Source organism: Cupriavidus sp. PB-02, from assembly GCF_058252315.1.
The window spans coordinates 1,018,669-1,041,154 of record NZ_CM177694.1 but is presented as its reverse complement, the minus strand read 5'-3'; the positions used below and the strand labels follow the sequence as shown (position 1 = coordinate 1,041,154).

21 protein-coding genes and 1 tRNA gene are annotated in these 22,486 nt (G+C 64.4%); 1 reads left to right on the top strand and 21 read right to left on the bottom strand.

Annotation, left to right across the window (positions count from 1 at the left end; genetic code table 11):
- Nucleotides 1-2: 2 nt before the first annotated feature.
- The 19 genes from nuoL to AC10V3_RS04880 form a co-directional block, all read right to left on the bottom strand.
- Complete coding sequence (nuoL, locus tag AC10V3_RS04970; protein ID WP_022534070.1) at nucleotides 3-2,090, bottom strand: NADH-quinone oxidoreductase subunit L; 2,088 nt, start codon at nucleotides 2,088-2,090, stop codon at nucleotides 3-5.
- A 58-nt stretch (nucleotides 2,091-2,148) separates the two neighbouring features.
- Nucleotides 2,149-2,454 (bottom strand): NADH-quinone oxidoreductase subunit NuoK, encoded by a 306-nt coding sequence (nuoK, locus tag AC10V3_RS04965; RefSeq protein WP_022534069.1) that lies wholly within the window; start codon nucleotides 2,452-2,454, stop codon nucleotides 2,149-2,151.
- Nucleotides 2,455-2,470: 16 nt separating this feature from the next.
- Complete coding sequence (locus AC10V3_RS04960; RefSeq protein ID WP_022534068.1) at nucleotides 2,471-3,115, bottom strand: NADH-quinone oxidoreductase subunit J; 645 nt, start codon at nucleotides 3,113-3,115, stop codon at nucleotides 2,471-2,473.
- Between the two features lie 160 nt (nucleotides 3,116-3,275).
- Complete coding sequence (nuoI, locus tag AC10V3_RS04955; protein ID WP_022534067.1) at nucleotides 3,276-3,767, bottom strand: NADH-quinone oxidoreductase subunit NuoI; 492 nt, start codon at nucleotides 3,765-3,767, stop codon at nucleotides 3,276-3,278.
- Nucleotides 3,768-3,837: 70 nt separating this feature from the next.
- Nucleotides 3,838-4,902 (bottom strand): NADH-quinone oxidoreductase subunit NuoH, encoded by a 1,065-nt coding sequence (nuoH, locus tag AC10V3_RS04950; protein ID WP_022534066.1) that lies wholly within the window; start codon nucleotides 4,900-4,902, stop codon nucleotides 3,838-3,840.
- Nucleotides 4,903-4,928: 26 nt separating this feature from the next.
- Nucleotides 4,929-7,295: an NADH-quinone oxidoreductase subunit NuoG gene (nuoG, locus tag AC10V3_RS04945; RefSeq protein ID WP_022534065.1), complete on the bottom strand. Its 2,367-nt coding sequence runs from the start codon at nucleotides 7,293-7,295 to the stop codon at nucleotides 4,929-4,931.
- A gap of 12 nt (nucleotides 7,296-7,307) precedes the next feature.
- Nucleotides 7,308-8,603, bottom strand: a complete 1,296-nt coding sequence (gene nuoF, locus AC10V3_RS04940; protein ID WP_022534064.1) for an NADH-quinone oxidoreductase subunit NuoF — start codon at nucleotides 8,601-8,603, stop codon at nucleotides 7,308-7,310.
- 1 nt (nucleotide 8,604) lies between these two features.
- A complete protein-coding gene (gene nuoE, locus AC10V3_RS04935) occupies nucleotides 8,605-9,105 on the bottom strand; it encodes an NADH-quinone oxidoreductase subunit NuoE (protein WP_041681277.1) in 501 nt (166 codons plus the stop codon).
- A gap of 184 nt (nucleotides 9,106-9,289) precedes the next feature.
- On the bottom strand, nucleotides 9,290-10,543 hold the full coding sequence (locus tag AC10V3_RS04930) for an NADH-quinone oxidoreductase subunit D (protein ID WP_022534062.1): 1,254 nt from the start codon (nucleotides 10,541-10,543) through the stop codon (nucleotides 9,290-9,292).
- A 9-nt stretch (nucleotides 10,544-10,552) separates the two neighbouring features.
- A complete protein-coding gene (locus AC10V3_RS04925) occupies nucleotides 10,553-11,152 on the bottom strand; it encodes an NADH-quinone oxidoreductase subunit C (RefSeq protein WP_022534061.1) in 600 nt (199 codons plus the stop codon).
- A gap of 1 nt (nucleotide 11,153) precedes the next feature.
- Entirely contained in the window at nucleotides 11,154-11,636 is a 483-nt protein-coding gene (locus AC10V3_RS04920; protein ID WP_011297145.1) for a NuoB/complex I 20 kDa subunit family protein, read from the bottom strand.
- A gap of 6 nt (nucleotides 11,637-11,642) precedes the next feature.
- Nucleotides 11,643-12,002, bottom strand: a complete 360-nt coding sequence (locus AC10V3_RS04915; RefSeq protein ID WP_022534060.1) for an NADH-quinone oxidoreductase subunit A — start codon at nucleotides 12,000-12,002, stop codon at nucleotides 11,643-11,645.
- Between the two features lie 166 nt (nucleotides 12,003-12,168).
- Nucleotides 12,169-12,253, bottom strand: a tRNA-Leu gene (locus tag AC10V3_RS04910).
- Nucleotides 12,254-12,440: 187 nt separating this feature from the next.
- Nucleotides 12,441-12,815 carry a preprotein translocase subunit SecG gene (gene secG / locus AC10V3_RS04905; protein ID WP_022534059.1) on the bottom strand — a complete coding sequence of 125 codons (375 nt, stop codon included), beginning with the start codon at nucleotides 12,813-12,815 and terminating at the stop codon, nucleotides 12,441-12,443.
- A 52-nt stretch (nucleotides 12,816-12,867) separates the two neighbouring features.
- Complete coding sequence (tpiA, locus tag AC10V3_RS04900) at nucleotides 12,868-13,614, bottom strand: triose-phosphate isomerase (RefSeq protein WP_490923195.1); 747 nt, start codon at nucleotides 13,612-13,614, stop codon at nucleotides 12,868-12,870.
- 118 nt (nucleotides 13,615-13,732) lie between these two features.
- The gene (locus AC10V3_RS04895) at nucleotides 13,733-14,737 is read right to left on the bottom strand and encodes an NAD(P)H-quinone oxidoreductase (protein WP_022534057.1); all 1,005 of its coding nucleotides are present in this window, start codon (nucleotides 14,735-14,737) and stop codon (nucleotides 13,733-13,735) included.
- Between the two features lie 183 nt (nucleotides 14,738-14,920).
- Nucleotides 14,921-17,095, bottom strand: a complete 2,175-nt coding sequence (gene pnp, locus AC10V3_RS04890; protein WP_022534056.1) for a polyribonucleotide nucleotidyltransferase — start codon at nucleotides 17,093-17,095, stop codon at nucleotides 14,921-14,923.
- Between the two features lie 462 nt (nucleotides 17,096-17,557).
- Complete coding sequence (gene rpsO / locus AC10V3_RS04885) at nucleotides 17,558-17,827, bottom strand: 30S ribosomal protein S15 (protein WP_010809136.1); 270 nt, start codon at nucleotides 17,825-17,827, stop codon at nucleotides 17,558-17,560.
- A gap of 174 nt (nucleotides 17,828-18,001) precedes the next feature.
- Complete coding sequence (locus AC10V3_RS04880; RefSeq protein WP_490923193.1) at nucleotides 18,002-19,258, bottom strand: branched-chain amino acid ABC transporter substrate-binding protein; 1,257 nt, start codon at nucleotides 19,256-19,258, stop codon at nucleotides 18,002-18,004.
- Between the two features lie 201 nt (nucleotides 19,259-19,459).
- Here AC10V3_RS04880 and AC10V3_RS04875 point away from each other — a divergent pair, with 201 nt between their 5' ends.
- Nucleotides 19,460-19,993 carry a membrane protein gene (locus AC10V3_RS04875; protein ID WP_022534054.1) on the top strand — a complete coding sequence of 178 codons (534 nt, stop codon included), beginning with the start codon at nucleotides 19,460-19,462 and terminating at the stop codon, nucleotides 19,991-19,993.
- A 100-nt stretch (nucleotides 19,994-20,093) separates the two neighbouring features.
- On the opposite strand, the gene AC10V3_RS04870 is transcribed toward AC10V3_RS04875, so the two are convergent.
- Together AC10V3_RS04870 and lysM are read right to left on the bottom strand one after the other, a co-directional pair.
- Complete coding sequence (locus tag AC10V3_RS04870; RefSeq protein ID WP_022534053.1) at nucleotides 20,094-21,635, bottom strand: 2-isopropylmalate synthase; 1,542 nt, start codon at nucleotides 21,633-21,635, stop codon at nucleotides 20,094-20,096.
- Between the two features lie 332 nt (nucleotides 21,636-21,967).
- Nucleotides 21,968-22,471 carry a peptidoglycan-binding protein LysM gene (gene lysM / locus AC10V3_RS04865; RefSeq protein WP_022534052.1) on the bottom strand — a complete coding sequence of 168 codons (504 nt, stop codon included), beginning with the start codon at nucleotides 22,469-22,471 and terminating at the stop codon, nucleotides 21,968-21,970.
- Nucleotides 22,472-22,486 lie beyond the last annotated feature (15 nt).

The window sequence follows — 22,486 nt, the reverse complement described above, 5'->3', positions numbered from 1 at the left end:
TATCACTTGGTGCCGATCACGCCCGTGACCGTCAGCGTCAGCAGCACCAGCATGCCGACGATCATCGCGAATGCGTAGTGGTAGATATAGCCCGACTGCAGGTAACGGCTGGCCGAGGCGAACGAAGCCACCACCCGCGCCGAGCCGTTGACGAGCAGGCCGTCGATCAGGCCCTGGTCGCCGCCCTTCCACAGGCCGGTACCGAGCAGGCGTGCGCCACGAGCGAACACCACCTGGTTGATGGCATCCATGTAGTACTTGTTGTCGAGCAGCTTGTAGAGACCCGAAAAGCGGTTCGCGATGGCTTCAGGGATGTCCGGGCGCTTCATGTAGAAGAACCACGACAGCACCACACCGGCGATGGCCAGCCACAGCACGGGGGTGGTCAGCGAGTGAATCGCCATCGGCACCCAGCCGTGGAACGCTTCCTTGAGCTCAGCCATGGCGTGGTGGTTCTCGCCGACGAAGATCACGTCCTTGAAGGCCACGCCATTCTTGAAGAAGTTGCCGAACAGCATCGGGTCGATCGCGATCGCGCCAACGATCACCGACGGGATCGCCAGCAGCACCAGCGGCAGCGTCACCACCCACGGCGACTCGTGCGGCTTCTCGCCGGCGGCCAGGCCATGGTGGTGGTCGAGCGAAACCTCTTCGTCCTCGTGGTCGCCCTCATGGTGCTGGTGGACATGGTTCTGTCCCCAGCGCTCCTTGCCGTGGAAGACCAGGAAGTACATGCGGAACGAGTAGAACGCGGTCACGAACACGCCGGCCAGTACGGAGTAATAGGCAAAGCTCGAACCGGCGATATGCGATTCGGCGACGGCCTCGATGATCGAATCCTTGGAGTAGAAGCCCGCGAAGAACGGCGTGCCGATCAGCGCCAGCGAACCCACCAGCGAAGTGATCCAGGTGATCGGCATGTACTTGCGCAGGCCGCCCATGTTGCGGATGTCCTGGTCGTGGTGCATGCCGATGATGACCGAACCGGCGCCCAGGAACAGCAGTGCCTTGAAGAACGCGTGCGTCATCAGGTGGAACACGGCCACCGAGTAAGCCGAGGCGCCCAGCGCCACGGTCATGTAGCCGAGCTGCGACAGGGTCGAGTAAGCCACCACGCGCTTGATGTCGTTCTGGATGATACCCAGGAAGCCCATGAACAGCGCCGTGATGGCACCGATCACCAGCACGAACGACAGCGCGGTATCCGACAGTTCAAACAGCGGCGACATGCGCGCGACCATGAAGATGCCGGCGGTCACCATGGTGGCCGCGTGGATTAGTGCGGAGATCGGGGTCGGGCCTTCCATCGAGTCAGGCAGCCAGACATGCAGCGGGAACTGCGCCGACTTGCCCATCGCGCCGATGAACAGGCAGATGCAGGCCACGGTGATCATCAGCCAGTCGGTGCCCGGGAAGATCACGGTCGCCAGCTGGTCGCGCGCGGCGAACACTTCGGTGTAGTTCATGCTGCCGCTGTAGGCCAGCAGCAGGCCAATGCCCAGGATGAAGCCGAAGTCACCGACGCGGTTGACCAGGAAAGCCTTCAGGTTGGCGAAGATCGCCGTCGGGCGGGTGTACCAGAAGCCGATCAGCAGGTACGACACCAGGCCCACCGCTTCCCAGCCGAAGAACAGCTGCAGGAAGTTGTTGCTCATCACCAGCATCAGCATCGAGAAGGTGAAGAGCGAGATGTAGCCGAAGAACCGGTTGTAGCCGGGATCGCCTTCCATGTAGCCGACGGTGTAGATATGCACCATCAGCGAGACGAAGGTGACGACCACCATCATCATTGCCGTCAGCGAATCGACCAGGAAGCCGACTTCCATCTTCAGGCTGCCGATGGCCATCCACTCGTACACGGTGGCGTTGAAGCTGGCGCCGTTCATCACGTCGATCAGCACCATCACCGACAGCACGAAGGAAATGGCAACGCCCAGGATCGTGGCGGTATGCGCCACGATCCGGCCGCCGCGCGACTCCGAGGAAAACAGGTCGAAGAACTTGGTACCGAACAGGCCGGCGATCGCGGAGCCGACTAGCGGCGCCAGCGCAATCGCAAGCAGCAGGTTGGGGTTGAGCGTGGTTGCCATAGGACGCTTAGTGGTGTGCGGTCGGTGAGTCTTGGGTATCTGCGTAGTGCGCCACGGATCAGCCCTTGAGGGTGTCCAGGTCGTCCACGTTGATCGTATCCAGGTTGCGGAACAGCACCACCAGGATTGCCAGACCGATTGCCGACTCGGCGGCGGCCACCGTGAGGATGAAGAAAACGAAAACCTGACCAGCCAGGTCGCCCAGGTAATGCGAGAAGGCGACGAAGTTGATGTTCACCGCAAGCAGCATCAATTCGATCGCCATCAGCAGCACGATCACGTTCTTGCGGTTCAGGAAGATGCCGACGATGCTGATCGCGAACAGGATCGCACCGAGGACGAGGTAGTGAGCGAGAGAGAGCACAGCGTTTCTCCGGGCTTTAGTTCTTATTGGCGGCAGCCGCGGCTTCCGTCTGCGAGGTCTGGCTTTCGGACTGCATCGGCACCAGGCGCACGCGGTCGTCGCGGCGGGTACGCAGCTGCGCCGACACGTCCTGGGCCTTGACGTCCTTGCGGCGGCGCAGGGTCAGCGCGACGGCGGCGATGATGGCCACCAGCAGGATGATGCCGGCCACTTCAAAGGCGTAGATGTAGTCGGTGTAGATCACCTTGCCCAGCGCGGCGGAGTTGGAGTAGCCCGGATCCTGCGAACCGTTGGCGACCACCGGCGTGGTGGTGCCGATGAAGTTGCGCACCAGCACGATCGCCATCTCGGCGATGATCAGCGCGCCGACCACCGATGCCATCGGCACGTAGGTCCAGAAGTCCCGGCGCAGGTGCTCGATGTCGATATCGATCATCATCACCACGAACAGGAACAGCACCATCACCGCGCCGACATAGACCAGCACCAGCAGGATGGCGAGGAATTCCGCCTTGAGCAGCATCCAGATCGCGGCGGCCGTGAAGAACGACAGCACGAGGAACAGTGCGGAGTGCACCGGGTTCTTCGCAGTGATGACTTTCAGTGCGGAGAGCACCAGCACCAGCGCAAAAACGTAGAAGATGGTGGTCGTGAGTTCCATGGTCCCTATCGGATCCTCTCAGGGCCGTCCGGCACAAGCCACCCCTTCGGGTGGCCCGCTCCTGCGGCATCCTTGCTTTGGCCCCTCACACTCAAGGGGCCGAATTCAAATTCGGTGGCAGCGGCTGCCAGGTCTGCTACTGGCGGCAGCCGCAAACCGGTCAGCGGTACTTGGCGTCGGCAGCCTTGGCCGCGGCGATCTGCGGCTCGTAGCGGTCGCCCACTGCCAGCAGCATGTCCTTGGTGAAGTACAGGTCGCCACGCTTCTCGCCGTGGTACTCCAGGATCTGCGTTTCCACGATGGCGTCGACCGGGCAGGCCTCCTCGCAGAAACCGCAGAAGATGCACTTGGTCAGGTCGATGTCGTAGCGGGTCGTGCGGCGGGTGCCGTCGTTGCGCACGTCCGACTCGATCGTGATGGCCAGCGCCGGGCACACTGCCTCGCACAGCTTGCAGGCGATGCAGCGCTCTTCCCCGTTGGGGTAGCGGCGCAGCGCGTGCAGGCCGCGGAAACGCGGCGAGATCGGCGTCTTCTCTTCCGGAAACTGGACGGTGACCTTGCGCGCGAAGAGATAGCGGCCGGTCAGCGCCATACCCTTGAAGAGTTCCTTCAGGAGCAGGCTGTTGAAGAAGTCCTTGATGGCGAGCAGCATGATGCTTCCTAGTATTTCCACACGGTGCGCGCCCTGCCGTGTTGCAGAAGGCGCACCGTCGTTTGGCCGTTCAGGGCCAGATGTTCCAGGGCGACTTGATCCAGATCGCCACGATGATCAGCCACGCCACCGTCAGGGGGATGAACACCTTCCAGCCCAGGCGCATGATCTGGTCGTAGCGGTAGCGCGGGAACGAGGCGCGGATCCAGATGAAGACGGACAGCAGCAGGAATACCTTGATCACCAGCCAGAAGAAGCCCGGGATCGCGTTGGTCAGCACGCTACTGATCGGCGGCGCCCAGCCGCCCAGGAACATCAGCGCGGTCATCGTCGAGATGACGATCATGTTGATGTACTCGGCCAGGAAGAACAGCGCGAAGCCCATGCCCGAGTATTCGATCATGTGGCCGGCGACGATTTCCGATTCGCCTTCCACCACGTCGAACGGGTGGCGGTTGGTTTCGGCCACGCCCGAGATGAAGTAGACGCCGAACATCGGCAGCAGCGGCAGCCAGTTCCACGACAGGATGTTGATGCCCATGTCGGCGAAGTAGCCGGTGTTCTGGCCGTTGACGATCGCCGACAGGTTCAGGCTGCCGGCAACCATCAGCACCGTCACCAGCGCGAAGCCCATGGCGATTTCATACGACACCATCTGGGCCGCGGCACGCATGGCGCCGATGAAGGCGTACTTGGAGTTCGAGGCCCAGCCGGCCAGGATCACGCCGTACACGCCCACCGAGCTGATTGCCATCACATAGAGCAGGCCGGCGTTGACGTCCGCCAGCACCACTTCGGCCTGGAACGGAATCACGGCCCAGATCGCCACGGCCGGCATCAGCACCATCAGCGGGGCAATCAGGTACATGCCCCGGCTGACCTGCGTGGGCATCATGACTTCCTTGAGCAGCAGCTTCAGCACGTCGGCAATCGGCTGCAGCAGGCCGAGCGGGCCCACGCGGTTCGGGCCGAGACGGACGTGCATCCAGCCGATCAGCTTGCGCTCCCACAGAATCAGGTAAGCCACGCACAGCAGCAGCGGCACCACAATGACCACGGCGCGAATCAGGATCCACAGCGGCGTCCATGCGCCGCCGAAGATGGCGTGGCCTTGCGAGGTAATCCAGTCGATCATGTTGCGTTCTCGCTATTCTTCTGCGCTTAGGCGGTGACTTCGGCCTGCTGGCCGACCGGCAGTTCGACGGCCTTCTCGATCGTCACGGTGCCGAACATCCCGCCCAGCCCGATGGCCGCCGGCGTTGCCGCCGGCACGCGCACGGTGTTGGCCGGCAGCGTGGCTTCGAGCACGGCCGGCAGCACCACGCTGCCCTGCCCTTGCGTGACGCGGACCGGGTCGCCCGACTGGATGCCCAGGCGGTTGAACAGGTCGGCCGGCAACGCGATCTGCATGGCGCGGCGCGCGGCGGCGGTCAGCTGCAGCGAATCGGCGCGGCGCACGATCGGGTCGGCGTGGTAGATGGGCACGTCGGCGATGCGTTCGATGCCGTTGGCGGCAGCGGCGCTGACGCGGATCGCCGCGTCGGTGCCGTTGTCCAGTTGCTCGGCAACCGGGGCCGACAGTACTTCGGCACGGACCGCTTCGGCGGTGTCGTAGTCGAAGCCGGCCACGTCGAGCAGGTTGCCCAGCACGCGCAGCACCTTCCAGCCCGGACGCGATTCGCCCAGTGCGCGGACCACGCCGTTGAAGCTCTGCGGCAGGCCTTCGCAATTGACGAAGGTACCGGCGGTTTCCGTGAACGGCGTCACCGGCAGGATCACGTCGGCGTACTGCATGGCCGCTTCCGAACGGAACGGCGACAGCACCACCACCGTGTTGGCCTGGGCCAGCGCGGCCAGTGCCTTGCGCGGGTCGGCGGTATCGAACTCGGGTTCGGTGTTCAGCAGGATGTAGGCCTTGCGCGGCGTGTCCAGCATCGCCTGGGCATTGGCGCCGCCCTGCTTGGGCAGCGCGCCGGCGACATAACCGCCGACGGTGTTCGCCGCCTCGGTCAGGAAGCCCAGCTTTGCACCCGTTTCCGTGGCGATCCACTGTGCCAGCGCGTGCAGCGCTGAGAACTGCGGATGGCGCACGGCCTCATTGCCAAGGAACACGGCGCGGCGCTCGCCCGACAGCAGGGCTTCTGCCGTCTTGCCGGCGGCATCGCCGCCGTCGAAACCTTCGGTACCGGCCGGAGCGGCCACGCCCTTGGCGGCAGCCACGGCACGGGCCACGCCGGCGAGAGCCGCGGTCCAGCCCGACGGCGCCACGTCGATGCGGGCGGCCACGGGCATCAGCAGGTCTTCACCACCTGCGCCCAGCACCGCGACACGGGCACCCTTCTTGGTGGCCTGGCGCAGGCGCGAGGCCAGCAGCGGATGATCCTTGCGCAGCGACGAGCCGATCACCAGCACGCGTTGCAGCGCGGTCACGTCGGCTACCGGCATGCCGAGCCACGGCGCGCCCTTGAGCGCCGCCGAGAAGTCGGACTGGCGCAGGCGGAAGTCGACGTTGTCGCTGCCCAGGCCGCGCACCAGTTTGCCCAGCAGGAACAGTTCTTCCAGCGTGCTGTGCGGGCTGGCCAGCGCGGCGATCTGGTCGGCGCCATGCTCGCGCTTGATGCCGGCCAGCCCGTTGGCGACGTATTCCAGTGCGGTCTGCCAGTCGGTTTCCATCCATTCGCCGCCCTGCTTCAGCAGCGGGCGGGTCAGGCGGTCGGCGCTGTTCAGGCCTTCATACGAGAAGCGGTCCTTGTCGGAGATCCAGCACTCATTAATGTCTTCGTTTTCCAGCGGCAGCACGCGCATCACGCGCTGGTTCTTGGTCTGCACCACCAGGTTCGCGCCCAGGCCATCGTGCGGCGACACCGACTTGCGGCGTGCCAGTTCCCAGGTACGGGCCGAGTAGCGGAACGGCTTGCTGGTCAACGCGCCGACCGGGCACAGGTCGATCATGTTGCCCGACAGTTCCGAATCGACGGTCTTGCCGACGAACGTGGTGATTTCCGAATGCTCGCCGCGGCCCAGCATGCCCAGCTCCATCACGCCGGCCACTTCCTGGCCGAAACGCACGCAGCGGGTGCAGTGGATGCAACGCGTCATCTCCTCCATGGAGATCAGCGGGCCCACGTTCTTGTGGAACACCACGCGCTTCTCTTCCTTGTAGCGCGACTCCGAGGCACCGTAGCCCACGGCCAGATCCTGCAGCTGGCATTCGCCGCCCTGATCGCAGATCGGGCAGTCGAGCGGGTGGTTGATCAGCAGGAATTCCATCACGGACTTCTGCGCCTTGACTGCCTTCTCCGAATTGGTGAAGACCTTCATGCCAGGGGTCACCGGCGTGGCGCAGGCGGGCAGCGCCTTGGGCGCCTTCTCGACCTCGACCAGGCACATGCGGCAGTTGGCCGCGATGGACAGTTTGCGGTGGTAGCAGAAGTGCGGGATGTAGGTGCCCAGCTTGCGGGCGGCTTCCATCACCAGGCTGCCTTCAGCAACCTCAACCTTCTTGCCGTCGATCTCTAGTTCAACCATGTTCTGCCACGCTTAGATGTAGGCCGGAACCATGCACTGCTTGTGTTCGACGTGATACTCGAACTCTTTCCAGTAGTGCTTGAGCATGCCGCGGACCGGCATCGCCGCGGCATCGCCGAGCGCGCAGATGGTGCGGCCCATGATGTTTTCCGCGACGTTGTTGAGCAGGTCCAGGTCTTCCTGGCGCCCCTCTCCGTGTTCAATGCGATTGACCATGCGGTAGAGCCAGCCGGTGCCTTCGCGGCACGGCGTGCACTGGCCGCACGATTCCTCAAAATAGAAGTACGACAGGCGCAGCAGCGAGCGGACCATGCAGCGCGTCTCGTCCATCACGATCACTGCGCCCGAGCCCAGCATCGAGCCGGCCTTGGCGATCGAGTCGTAGTCCATGTCGGACGCCATCATCAGGTCGCCCGGCACCACCGGCGCCGACGAACCGCCCGGGATCACCGCCTTGATGCGCTTGCCACCGCGCATGCCGCCGGCGAGTTCCAGCAGCTTGGCGAACGGCGTGCCCAGAGGGATCTCGTAGTTGCCGGGACGCTCGACGTCACCCGAGATCGAGAAGATCTTGGTGCCGCCGTTGTTCGGCTTGCCCATCTTCAGGTAGTTCTCGGGGCCGACGGCGAGCAGGAACGGCACCGCGGCGAAGGTCTCGGTGTTGTTGATGGTGGTCGGCTTGCCGTACAGGCCAAAGCTGGCCGGGAACGGCGGCTTGAAGCGCGGCTGGCCTTTCTTGCCTTCCAGCGATTCGAGCAGCGCGGTTTCCTCACCGCAGATGTAGGCGCCATAGCCGTGGTGGGCGTGCAGCTGGAAATCAAAGCCCGAGCCCAGGATGTTGTCACCCAGGAAGCCGGCAGCACGCGCCTCTTCGAGGGCCTCCTCGAAGATCTTGTACTCGTTCCAGATCTCGCCGTGGATGTAGTTGTAGCCCACGGTGATGCCCATCGCATACGCGCCGATGGCCATGCCTTCGATCAGCGAGTGCGGGTTGTAGCGGATGATGTCGCGGTCCTTGAATGTGCCGGGCTCGCCTTCATCGGTGTTGCAGACCAGGTATTTCTGACCCGGGAACGTGCGCGGCATGAAGCTCCACTTCAGGCCGGTCGGGAAGCCCGCACCGCCACGGCCGCGCAGGCCGGAGACCTTGACGTCGGCGATCACCTGTTCCGGCGGGATCTTCTCGGTCAGGATGCGCTTCAGTTGCTGGTAGCCGCCACGCTTGACGTAGTCTTCCAGGTGCCAATTCTTGCCGTCCAGGCCGGCCAGGATCAGCGGCTGGATATGGCGGTCGTGCAGACTGGTCATGTTACTTGCCCCCCTTGGCTGCAGCCTCGGCCTTGAGCTCGTCCACGAGCGCGTCGAGCTTGTCGTCGCTCATGAAGCTGCACATGCGGGTGTTGTTGACGATCATCACCGGCGCGTCGCCGCAAGCGCCCATGCACTCGCCCTCTTTCAGGGTGAAGCAGCCGTCAGCGGTGGTCTCGTTGTAGTCGATCCCGAGCTTGCGCTTCAGGTACTCGCCGGCCCGCTCGCCGCCCGACAGGGCGCACGGCAGGTTGGTGCAGACGGCGAGCTTGAATTTGCCCACCGGCCTGGTGTCATACATGTTGTAGAAGGTCGCCACCTCTTCCACCCACACGGGTGGCATCTCGAGGTAGTTGGCGACGAACTGCATGACTTCGGGGGAAACCCAGCCCACCTCGCCCTGCGCCACGGCAAGCGCCGCCATCACGGCCGACTGCTTCTGGTCGGCCGGATACTTCGCGATCGCGCGATCGATTTCCTTGAGAGCTTCTGCTGATAGCATGGTCATTGCAGTAAAACGGCGGAGGCAGCGCAACTGGGCGTCCTTCCGCAGGTTTGCAGCCGTCGCTGCCGTTCCGCCGGCGGGCCTTAGGCCTTGCCGGTCCGCCGCGGGTCTTCCGGGCCGCTCCACTCAGGGGAGCGCCGCGGAAAGCGCCCGGATCGTCGTCCGGGCCGGCGGTCCGTGATTAACGGTCGATCTCGCCGAAGACGATGTCTTGCGTGCCGATGATCGTTACCGCGTCAGCAATCATGTGTCCCTTGGCCATTTCGTCCAGCGCGGCCAGGTGGGGGAAGCCAGGTGCACGGATCTTCAGGCGGTACGGCTTGTTCGCGCCATCCGAGATCGCGTAGATGCCGAACTCGCCCTTCGGGTGCTCCACCGCCGCGTACGCTTCGCCTTCGGGCACGTGGAGGCCTTCGGTGAACAGCTTGAAGTGGTGGATCAGCTCTTCCATGTTGGACTTCATGTCCACGCGCGAGGGCGGTGCTACCTTGTGGTTATCGGTAATCACCGGGCCCGGGTTGCGGCGCAGCCATTCCACGCACTGCTTGATGATGTGGTTGGACTGGCGCATCTCTTCCACGCGCACCAGGTAGCGCGCGTAGCAGTCACCACCCACGCCCACCGGGATGTCGAAGTCCAGCTTGTCGTACACCTCGTACGGTTGCTTCCTGCGCAGGTCCCACTCGATGCCCGAGCCGCGCAGCATCGGGCCGGTAAAGCCCATCTGCAGTGCACGTTCCGGACTGACCACGCCGATGTCCACCAGGCGCTGCTTCCAGATCCGGTTGTCGGTCAGCAGCGTCTCGTATTCGTCGACGTGCTTCGGGAACCGGTTGGTGAAGTCCTCTATGAAGTCCAGCAGCGAGCCCGAACGCGCTTCGTTCATGGCCTTGATGGCACGCTCGTTGTGGACTTTGGAGGCACGATATTGCGGCATCGTGTCAGGCAGGTCGCGGTAGACGCCGCCCGGACGATAGTAGGCCGCGTGCATGCGCGCACCCGAGACCGCCTCGTACATGTCGAACATGTCCTCACGCTCGCGGAAGGCGTACAGGAACACCGCCATCGCGCCCACGTCCAGCGCGTGTGCGCCGATCCACATCAGGTGGTTCAGCAGGCGGGTGATCTCGTCGAACATCACGCGGATGTACTGCGCGCGGATCGGCACTTCGATGTCCAGCAGGCGCTCGATCGCCATCACGTAGGCGTGCTCGTTGACCATCATCGACACGTAGTCGAGGCGGTCCATGTAGGGCACGCTCTGGATCCAGGTCTTCTGCTCAGCCAGCTTTTCGGTGGCACGGTGCAGCAGGCCGATATGCGGGTCGGCGCGCTGGATGACTTCGCCGTCCAGTTCCAGCACCAGGCGCAGCACGCCGTGCGCGGCCGGGTGCTGAGGGCCGAAGTTCAGGGTGTAATTCTTGATGTCTGCCATGGCGCGATCTCAGTGCTCCAAACCGCCGTACTTGTCCTCGCGGATCACGCGTGGCGTAATCTCGCGCGGCTCAATCGTGACCGGCTGGTAGATAACCCGCTTCTGCTCCGGGTCGTAGCGCATCTCGACGTAGCCGGAGACCGGGAAATCCTTGCGGAACGGATGGCCGACGAAACCGTAGTCGGTCAGGATGCGGCGCAGGTCCGGGTGGCCGTCAAACACGATGCCGTAGAAATCGAAGGCTTCGCGCTCGAACCAGTTCGCCGAGTTCCACACGTCGATCACGCTGGCCAGCACCGGGAAACCGTCATCCGGGGCGAACACGCGCACGCGCAGGCGCCAGTTGTGGGTCACCGACAGCAGGTGCGAGACGGCGGCAAAGCGCTGGCCATCCCAGGCGCCGTCGCCGTATTCGGAATAGTCCACGCCGCACAGGTCGATCAGCTGCTCGAAACGCAGCGACGGATCGTCGCGCAGGATGCGGGCGACTTCCAGGTAGTCGTCGGCCTTGACGATCAGCGTCAGTTCGCCGGTCGCCTCGATCAGATTCTGCACGCGCTTGCCGAGAGCCTTCTCGAGCGCGGCCTTCAGGGTGTCGAGCTTCGCCATTTCAGCCCTTGCGCGCGATGGTGTTGGTACGCTTGATCTTGTTCTGCAGCTGGATCACGCCGTAGATCAGCGCTTCGGCCGTCGGCGGGCAGCCCGGCACGTAGATATCCACCGGCACGATCCGGTCGCAGCCGCGCACCACCGAGTACGAATAGTGGTAGTAGCCGCCGCCGTTGGCGCACGAGCCCATCGAGATCACCCAGCGCGGTTCGGCCATCTGGTCGTAGACCTTGCGCAGCGCGGGGGCCATCTTGTTGCACAGCGTGCCGGCCACGATCATCACGTCCGACTGGCGCGGCGACGGGCGAAACACCACGCCAAAGCGGTCCAGGTCATAGCGCGCGGCGCCGGCATGCATCATTTCCACGGCACAGCAGGCCAGGCCAAAGGTCATCGGCCACAGCGACCCGGTGCGGGTCCAATTGATCAGCTTGTCAGCGGTAGTCGTGACGAAGCCTTCGTTGAGAACGCCTTCGATTGCCATTTCACATCACTCCCAATCGAGCGCGCCCTTTTTCCAGATGTAGACGAAGCCCACGATGAATTCCAGCAGAAACACGCCCATGGCGATGAATCCCGGCCAGCCGATATCCCTCAGGGCAACACCCCACGGAAACAGGAAGGCGGTTTCGAGATCGAACAGGATAAACAGGATGGCGATGAGGTAGTAGCGCACGTCGAACTTCATGCGCGCATCCTCGAACGCTTCGAAGCCGCACTCGTACGGCGACAGCTTCGCGGGATCGGGCTTGTTCGGACCGAGGATCCGACCGATCGACATCAGTGCCACGCCGAGCACGACACTGAAGATGATGAAGATGAGAACGGGGAAGTAGGCTTCGAGATTCAAGGTACGGCCAGCCTTATCTGGAATGTTGTCAACAGCACCAGCTGAAGCGGCGTCCTGTTGCCCACCCCAGGCGCTAAGCCATGAGCCTCATGGCGCGCCGCCTTGCGGACTGCCGGAGCCCCACGCTCGGGTGCATTGCCCGGCCAGGGACTCCGATCAAGTTGTTTGGTGCCGACGGCGAGACTCGAACTCGCACAGCTTTCGCCACTACCCCCTCAAGATAGCGTGTCTACCAATTTCACCACGTCGGCTGGGGGAGAAACAATATTGCCTGGCGCCGGGTTTTCAGGCCCTTCAGGCCTTTTGCAGAGGCTTTCGCCTTCGCTTAAGACCCATCGCTGGGGAATCGTTTCAAGCCTTGCATTCTAACCCAAATTTCTTGCTTTGTTCAACGCACAACTGCAAAAAAACTCAGGAATCCGCCGCAAGGCTAACGGATTATTTCGGTACAGCGGGGGCTGCGGGCGCCGATGCGGCAGCTGCCGCAGCCGGGGCCGCGGCCGGTGCCGAAGCGCCTGCCGTGGCGGGCGCCGAAGCCGGCGCCGCGCCCATCACGCCCAGCGAAGCGGCCGGCTTGTAGTTGCCCAGCAGCGTCAGTGCCAGCGTGCAGACGAAGAACAGCGTGGCCAGCACGGCGGTGGTGCGCGACAGGAAGTTTGCCGAGCCGGTGGCACCGAACAGGCTGCCCGAGGCGCCCGAGCCGAACGCCGCACCGACATCGGCGCCCTTGCCATGCTGGATCAGCACCAGGCCAATCACGCCCAGCGCAGACAACACCTGCAACACCACCAACAAAGTCTTGAAGATTGCCATTTGATTTAAATAAGCGTTACTTGCCTGATCGGACGATCGGTACGGCCGGCATTCAGGCGTTGCCGATCGCGAGAAAATCTTCCGACTTCAGCGAGGCGCCACCAATCAGGCCCCCGTCGATGTCGGCCATCGAAAACAGTTCGGCCGCATTGTCCGGCTTGACGCTGCCGCCATACAAGATAGCCATGCGTTCGGCCACGCCGGCGTCGCGCGCCGCCACCCGGCCGCGCAGGAAGGCGTGCACCGCCTGCGCCTGCGCGCTGGTCGCGGTCTTGCCCGTGCCGATCGCCCAGACCGGCTCATAGGCCAGCACCACGCGGCTCAGTTGCTCCACCGACAACGCTTCCAGCACCGCCTGCAGCTGGCGTCCGACCACCGCCTCGGTCTCGCCCGCTTCACGCTCGGCCAGCGTTTCACCGACGCAGATCACCGGGACGATGCCGAACTCAAGTGCGCGCAGCGCCTTGGCCGCCACCACCTGGTCGGTCTCGCCATGATAGGCGCGGCGCTCGGAGTGGCCGGCCAGCACGTAAGTGCAGCCGAACTCGCCGATCATCGACGCAGCCACTTCGCCGGTGAAGGCGCCACGCGCCTCCGCCGATACATCCTGTGCACCCCAAGCCACTTGCGAGCCATTCAGCAGCGCCTGGCATTGTGCAAGATAGGGGAACGGTGCGCACACCGCCAGCTTTGCGCCGGTCGAACGCCCGGCACCAGCCTTGACTCCCTCCAGCAGCGCCGCGTTCGCAGCCAGGCTGCCATGCATCTTCCAATTGCCGATGACGAGCTTCTGTCTCACTTGTGCCCCTCCGAAATCAAACCCGCTATTGTAGCGTGTCGCAGGGGCGCGGCGCTACCGCCGCCCGATGGCCGCGGGCGGCGGCATTCGTCACATCACAACGGAAGCCGGCCGGGCCTCACCAGTTCAGCACGATCTTGCCAATGTGCTCGCTCGACTCCATCAGCCGGTGCGCGTCAGCGGCCTGCGCTGCCGGGAACACCTCGTGGATCACCGGCTTGATCTTGCCGGCGGCCAGCAGCGGCCACACCTGCTCGTGCAGCGCCGCGGCGATCTTGCCCTTGAACGAGGCCGGGCGCGGGCGCAGCGTCGAGCCGGTCACGGTGATGCGCCGGCGCAGGATGTCGCCCAGCGGGATCTCGGCCTTGGCACCGCCCAGCAGCGCGATGATGACGATGCGGCCATCGTCGGCGATGCACTTCAGTTCGCGTGCCAGGTAGGGGCCGGCGACCATGTCGAGGATCACGTCGACGCCCTTGCCTTCGGTCAGCGCCGCCACTTCGGCGACGAAGTCCTGGGTCTTGTAATTGATCGCGCGGTCGGCGCCGAGGTCCTCGCACGCCTTGCACTTTTCATCGGTGCCGGCGGTGACGAACACCTTGAAGCCCAGCGCCTTGGCGATCTGGATCGCGGTCGTGCCGATGCCGCTCGACCCGCCCTGGATCAGCAGCGTCTCACCTTTGCCGCGCGGGCCCTGCCCCAGGTAGCCGCGATCGAACACATTGCTCCACACGGTGAAGAAGGTCTCGGGCAGCGCCGCCGCCTCGATATCGCTCAGGCCTTGCGGCACCGGCAGGCACTGCGCCACCGGCGCGGTGCACAGCTGCGCGTAGCCGCCACCCTGCACCAGCGCGCAGACGCGGTCGCCGACCTTCAGGCCGAAGCGGTTGTCCGCATGCGACAGGTCGCCGCCCACCACCACGCCCGCCACTTCCAGGCCGGGCAGGTCCGATGCGCCCGGCGGCACCGGGTAGTTGCCGGTGCGCTGGAATACGTCCGGACGGTTCACGCCGGCGGCGGCCACGCGGATCAGGATCTCGCCCGCGGCGGGCACCGGGTCAGGACGCTCGGTCAGCTGGAGGACTTCCGGGGCGCCGTATTCGCGGATCTCGATGGCTTGCATGCTTCTCTGCTCCTTGTCTTTGTCCTGGCGCGGGCCGGGCTGAACGCTCACCGCGCCAGGATCGGTGTGAGCCGTTGCTCGTTTGGGTTGCCGGCAGTGTAAACAAAAAAACGGCTGGGCATCGCCCAGCCGTTTTTCTGCGGCACCGCCTTGCGGCGGCGCCATTGGGACAATCCGTCCCGCTTACTGCTGCTGCTCCGAGCCACCGGCCGGTGCTGCCGGCGCGGCGCTTTCGCCGGCATTGATCGGGCTGATGCTGCCACCCTCTTCTGCCAGTGCGGCCTTCAGCGACAGGCGCAAGCGGCCCTTCTCGTCGGCCTGGATCAGCTTGACGCGGACCTGCTGGCCTTCCTTCAGCCAGTCCTTGATGTCCTTCACACGCTCGTTGACGATTTCCGAGATGTGCAGCAGGCCATCCTTGCCCGGCAGGATGTTGACGATGGCACCGAAATCCAGCAGCTTCAGCACGGTGCCGGCGTAGATCTTGCCCACTTCGGCTTCGGCGGTGATGCCTTCGATGCGGCGCTTGGCTTCGGCCATGCCTTCGGTCGACGTCGAGGCGATCGTGATGGTGCCGTCTTCCTGGATGTCGATGGTGGTGCCGGTTTCCTTGGTCAGCGCCTGGATGGTCGAGCCACCCTTGCCGATCACTTCGCGGATCTTGTCCGGATGGATCTTCATGGTGATCATGCGCGGGGCGTGTGCCGACAGCTCGGTGCGGGCGTGGCCCATCGCTTCCTGCATCTTGTGCAGGATGTGCAGGCGGCCTTCACGGGCCTGTGCCAGCGCAACCTGCATGATCTCCTTGGTGATGCCCTGGACCTTGATGTCCATCTGCAGCGCGGTGATGCCGTTGTCGGTACCCGCAACCTTGAAGTCCATATCGCCCAGGTGATCTTCATCACCCAGGATGTCGGTCAGCACGGCAAACTTGTTGCCTTCCAGGATCAGGCCCATGGCAACGCCGGCCACGTGCGCCTTGACCGGAACGCCGGCGTCCATCAGTGCCAGGCAGCCGCCGCAGACCGAAGCCATCGACGAGGAACCATTGGATTCGGTGATTTCCGAAACCAGGCGAATGGTGTAGGCGAACTCGTCGTCCTTCGGCAGCACCGGGATCAGTGCGCGCTTGGCCAGGCGGCCGTGGCCGATTTCACGACGCTTCGGGCTGCCCACGCGGCCGGTTTCACCGGTGGCGAACGGGGGCATGTTGTAGTGGAGCATGAAGCGGTCGCGGTACTCGCCGGCGAGCGCGTCGATGATCTGCTCGTCGCTCTTGGTGCCGAGCGTCGCCACCACCAGCGCCTGCGTCTCGCCGCGGGTGAACAGCGCCGAGCCGTGCGCGCGCGGCAGCACCGACGAACGGATCTCGATCGGGCGCACGGTGCGGGTGTCGCGGCCGTCGATACGCGGCTCGCCGCCCAGGATCTGGCCGCGCACGATCTTGGCTTCCAGGTCGAACATGACATTGCCGACTTCCACCTTGTCGGCTTCCACGCCGGCGGCTTCCAGTGCGGCCGCCACGTTGGCGTTCACTTCCTTCAGCTTCTGGCTGCGGGCCGACTTCTGGCGCAGCTGGTAGGCTTCCTGCAGCAGCGGCAGCGCGACTTCGGTGACCTTGGCGATCAGCGGCTCGTTCTTGGCGGCCGGGGTCCAGTCCCACTCGGGCTTGCCACCTTCGCGCACCAATTCATGGATCGCGTTGATCGCGATCTGCATCTGCTCATGGCCATAGACCACGGCGCCCAGCATCACGTCTTCAGACAGCTGGTTGGCTTCCGATTCCACCATCAGCACGGCGCGCTCGGTACCGGCGACCACCAGGTCCAGGTCCGAGGTAGCGATCTGCGAGCGGGTCGGGTTCAGCAGGTACTGGCCGTCCTTGTAGCCCACGCGCGCGGCGCCCACCGGGCCGCTGAACGGGATGCCCGACACGGCCAGCGCGGCCGACGCGCCGATCAGCGCGGGGATGTCGGCGGGCACTTCCGGGTTCAGCGAGATCACGTGCACCACGACCTGCACTTCGTTGTAGAAGCCCTCCGGGAACAGCGGGCGCAGCGGACGGTCGATCAGGCGCGAGGTCAGCGTCTCGTTTTCCGACGGACGGCCTTCACGCTTGAAAAAGCCGCCGGGGATCTTGCCGGCCGCGTAGGTCTTCTCGATGTAGTCGACGGTCAGCGGGAAGAAGTCCTGGCCCGGCTTCGGGTTCTTGGCGGCGACCACGGTCGCCAGCACCACGGTGTCTTCCACATTGACCAGCACGGCACCGCCGGCCTGGCGGGCGATTTCGCCGGTTTCCATGCGGACCGTGTGCTGGCCCCACTGGAATTCCTTGACGACCTTGTTGAACATGGACATTTGCATTCCTTGACTTGCGTGCACGCCGCGCGGGTCCATACATGAGACCCGGGCTGGGCATGCGACGCCTGCGTTCCCAGCCGCAGGCAAACTGCCGGTTGCCGGTCGCAGTCTCAGGGAAGTGCTATGCCATTCCAGCGCGGCACTGTTGCCGATGCCGTGCTGGAATGACACAAAGCCCTGTTTCCTTGTCCGGTCCGGGATACCGAAAAACACAAAAAGAACAACTTACTCCGTTGCGCGGCTTGCTGCAACGGGGCCCCGGGGAATCGGAATTCTCGCCGGGAAGCGTGAAGCGAAAATCACTTCCTCAACTTGCCGCATGCCCGGCCGGTGCAGAAGCGCCCGGCCAGAAATGCAAAATGCCTGCCCCAGCAATGCTGAAGCAGGCATCGAGGCCTCACGCGAAACCGTGCAAACCCAGGAATCGCGCTGCCATCGGACGCAACCTCTGGCGCAACCTTACTTGCGCAGGCCCAGCTTTTCGATCAGGGCACGGTAGCGGTCGGCGTCGTTGGACTTGAGGTAGTCCAGCAGACGGCGGCGGCGGCTCACCATGCGCAGCAGACCGCGGCGGCTGTGGTGATCCTTCATGTTGGCCTTGAAGTGCGGGGTCAGTTCGTTGATGCGGGTGGTCAGCAGGGCCACTTGCACTTCGGGGCTGCCAGTGTCGTTGGCGCCACGGGCGAACTGCTTGATGACTTCGGACTTGTTGATATCGGCGACTGCCATAATGATTTCCTTTCACTTGCGAACGCTACAGCGCGGGATGCGCCGCATGCGTCGTGTCACTTGCTTTTGGATTCTCTGCCGCCAACCAGCCGATGGCCCGGCGACGACAGCCGTGCATTATAACGGAAAAGCCATGGCAGGAGAACCTGCCGCCGGCCCTTCCAAATACAACGCTCAGGGACGCTCCATCCGGCACGTGGTTGGCAGCGTGGTTTGCGCCGCCTTGAGCTTGCGCACCGTGCGGAAGCCGTAGCCCGAGCCCTCGTTGTCGAAGCGCACGGTCCCACCCTGCCGCTCCATCACCGAGACGTACAGCGGTTGCAGCACCTGGTGGTCGTCGGCGCGCACGGTGGCCTCGTGGAAGTCGTTGACGAAGCGCATGTTCTCGAGCGCGCGCGCCACCTTGACCGCGTCGGTGGAGCCGGCTTGCTCGATCGCGCGCGCCAGCATTTCCACCATCATCTGCATGCGCAGGTGGACGTAATCGTCCTTGGGCTCCGGATAACGCGCGCGGAACTGCTGGTAGAAGGCGTCGGATGCCGCCCCGCCCACGTTCGGGTGCCACTCCGCCACCGCCAGCACGCGGCCGACGCCGGCATCGCCCATCGCTGCCGGCGCGCCCAGGCCATTGCCATAGAACGTATAGAACTTGACCCGCAACCCGCCCTCGCGCGCAGCTTTTACCATCAGCGTCAGGTCATTGCCCCAGTTGCCGGTGATGACCGCATCCGCCCCGCTCGCCTTGATCTTGGCGATATAGGGCGCAAAGTCCTTGATCTTGCCGATCGGGTGGAATTCGTCGCCGACTACCTGGATATCCGGCCGGCGTGCCGCCAGCATCTCGCGCGCCGAGCGCGACACCTGGTGGCCGAAGCTGTAGTCCTGGGCGATCAGGTACACCTTTCGCACCGACTGGTCCTGCCGGATCACCTCGGTCAGGGCCTGCATGCGCATGTCGGCGCTGGCGTCGAAGCGGAAGTGCCAGAAGCTGCAGTTCTCGTTGGTCAGGCTGGGATCGACCGCCGAGTAGTTCAGGAACAGCACGCGCGCATCAGGCTGGCGGGCGTTGTGGCGGTTGATCGCCGACACGAGCGCGCCGGCCACCGCCGAGCTGTTGCCTTGCAAGACGAAGGGAACGCGTTTGTCAGTGAGCGCTCGCAACTGGATCAGGCTTTCGTCCACATTGCCCTTGCTGTCGAAGGTAACGAGTTCCAGTTGCCGCGCGCCCTCGGCGGTCTTGACGCCGCCGCGCGCATTGATGCGCTCGATGGCCAGGCGCAGGTTGCGCGCCACCGCCTCGCCGGCGTTGGCGAACGGACCGGAAAGCCCGTCGATCATGCCCAGCCGGATCGGCTCCTGCGCCGACGCGCCCGCCGCCGCCGCCAGCAACAATCCGCCCAGCCATCCCCGCCACCACGCCGCAACCTTCATGTTCTCTCCCGGAAAGCGCTGGATGGTACGGCAGCAGCCATGCTCCAGGCAAATGTCCCATGGACGTTCGGGCGGGCACAATTTCCCCGACGAAGCCGCGACATTGCACGAAGAACTGCCAGAAAGCAGCGCTTCATGCACACAAGCCGGGGCCCGGCACTACACTTCCGGTATCACACCCTGCATCAACCGAGGTTTGCCATGAGTTCTGATATCGCCGGCGGCGCGCGCCGGCTCGCGCTGTGGCTGGGCGCCGTGCTGCTGTCCGCCTGCGCCACCCTGATGCCGGTGCAGGAAGGCCAGAAGCTGATCGGGCAACCCCAGGCCGCGGTCCAGGCGATGTTCGGACCTCCCACCGACGCATTCCCGCTGCGCGACGGCACGTCGCGCTGGATTTATTCACATCAGCCGATGGGCCAGCAGGCCTACGGCGCCGACTTCGACCGTAATGGCAACCTGACCAGCTTCCGCAACATGCTGTCGACCCCCGAGCTATACAAGGCGCAGGTCAACACCTGGACCAAGCGGGACGTGGTCGAGCATTTCGGCATGACGCGCCTGCCGATTGATTACTACCCGCGGATGCGCAACGAGGTCTGGTCCTACCGCTTCCGCCATGAAGACGTGTGGCCGTCGCTGTTCCATTTCTATTTCGACGATGCCGGCGTGCTGCGCCGGACGCAGATCACGCCCGACCCGCTCTACGAACCGGATGAAAGGTTCCGCCGCTGGTAGGCGCACATGAAAAAGCCCGCCATCCCCGGATCGGAAATGACGGGCTTGGTCCGGACGCTCAGGCCGGGTCAGCCTTCCGCCGTCTAACGCAGGTGTCGGGTCAGATCTGCGGGTTGATCTTCTGCACGGCCTTGTCGTGCAGCTTGTTCAGCGCGGCCAGATAAGCCTTGGCCGAGGCGGCGACGATATCCGGGTCGGTGCCCACGCCATTGACGATGCGGCCGGCCTTGGACAGGCGCACGGTCACTTCGCCCTGTGCCTCGGTGCCGCCGGTGATGGCGTTCACCGAATAGAGCACCATCTCGGCACCGCTGGCCACGCGCGACTCGATCGCATGCAGCGTAGCGTCGACCGGGCCATTGCCCTCGCCTTCGCCGCTCTGCTCCTGGCCGTCCATGCTGAACACCACGCGCGCATGCGGGCGCTCACCGGTCTCGGAGTGCTGAGCCAGCGAGATGAAGCGGAAGTGCTCGTTGGCATCGTGCTGGGCCTCGTTCGAGACAATGGCCATGATGTCTTCGTCGAAGATCTCGGCCTTCTGGTCGGCCAGTTCCTTGAAGCGGGTGAATGCGGCGTTGACTTCGCTCTCGCTCTCGAGCTCGACGCCCAGTTCCTGCAGGCGCTGCTTGAAGGCGTTGCGGCCCGACAGCTTGCCCAGCACGATCTTGTTGGCGCTCCAGCCCACATCCTCCGCACGCATGATCTCGTAGGTATCGCGCGCCTTGAGCACGCCATCCTGGTGGATGCCCGAGGCATGCGCGAACGCGTTGGCGCCCACCACGGCCTTGTTCGGCTGCACCACGAAACCCGTGATCTGCGACACCAGCTTCGAAGCCGGCACGATCTGCGTGGTGTCCACGCCGACGTCCAGGTCGAAATAGTCGCGGCGCGTCTTCACCGCCATCACCACCTCTTCCAGGCTGGTGTTGCCGGCGCGTTCGCCCAGGCCGTTGATGGTGCATTCGATCTGGCGCGCGCCGGCCAGCTTCACGGCGGCCAGCGAGTTGGCGACGGCCATGCCCAGGTCGTTATGGCAGTGCACCGACCAGATCGCCTTGTCCGAGTTGGGGATGCGCTCCCGCACCGAGCGGATCAGGTCCGCATAGCCCTCGGGCACGGCATAGCCCACGGTATCCGGCAGGTTGATCGTGGTCGCGCCTTCGGCGATCACGCCTTCCAGCACGCGGCACAGGAAGTCCATGTCCGAGCGGCTGCCGTCTTCCGGCGAGAACTCGATGTCATCGGTGAACTGGCGCGCAAAGCGCACCGCCAGGCGGGCCTGCTCGTACACCTGGTCCGGCGTCATGCGCAGCTTCTTCTCCATGTGCAACGCGGATGTGGCGATGAAGGTGTGGATGCGGAACGAATTGGCGGGCTTGAGCGCCTCGGCGGCGCGGGCGATGTCCTTGTCGTTGGCGCGCGCCAGCGAGCAGATGGTGGAGTCCTTGACGACCTGGGCGATCGAGCGGATCGCTTCAAAGTCGCCGTTGGAGCTCGCCGCGAAACCGGCCTCGATCACATCGACCTTCAGGCGTTCCAGCTGGCGCGCGATGCGGATCTTTTCCTCGCGGGTCATGGAGGCGCCCGGCGACTGCTCGCCGTCACGCAACGTGGTGTCGAAAATGATGAGTTTGTCAGACATTTGTGGAGCTCCTGATTGCTTATAGTGTGCTGTCCCCGGCATGCCGCCACCGGAGCTTTACCGCCTGCTCCGCACTCCACGGCTGTGGAATGCAAAACGCCCCGGCGTGCATGAAGCAGGCCGGGGCGTTGGAAAATTCCTTGCGGATTTCGCGCTAAGGGGTGAGTCCGTCCTTAGCGTGCGCGCGTCCCGACCTGATGGCCTAGTAGGCCACCTAGGGTGGTGCGGGCGATTAGGACTTGGCGCGAAATCATGGTTGCGACTATAGCTGACTTGGCGAGCGCGTGCAACACAGGGTTTTGCCGCACGCGCCCCGCCAGCGTCTGCAGGGGTCAGCCCTTGGGCGGGATGCGCAGCTTCTGGCCCGGGTAGATCTTGTCCGGGTGGCTCAGCATCGGCTTGTTGGCCTCGAAGATCTTGTTGTAGTCGGCGCCGTTGCCATAAGCCGCCTGCGCGACCGCCCACAGCGTGTCGCCCTTGACCACGGTGTGCCACTGCGACTCCGCCGCTTCGACATTGACCGACATCTTGTCCTCTACCTTGTCCACGCCCTCGACGTTGCCCGCGCACAGGATGATCTTCTCGCGTGTGGCCTGGTCCGGCGCCACGCCAAATACGGTAACCAGCCCCTGCGAGCCGTCGACCTGCACCATCAGCCCGGTGGCATCGAGCCCCATCTTCTTGATGTACGCCTCGATCGCGTCGCCCGCGGCACGATTGGCGGCATCAACCTTCTCGGCCGACGCATCCGCCTTGGCGGCGTCCTGCGCAGCCTTGGCCTCGCCGATGCCGAACAGCTTTTCCCCTGCTTCCTTGATGAAGTCGAACATGCCCATGACATCCTCCTGACG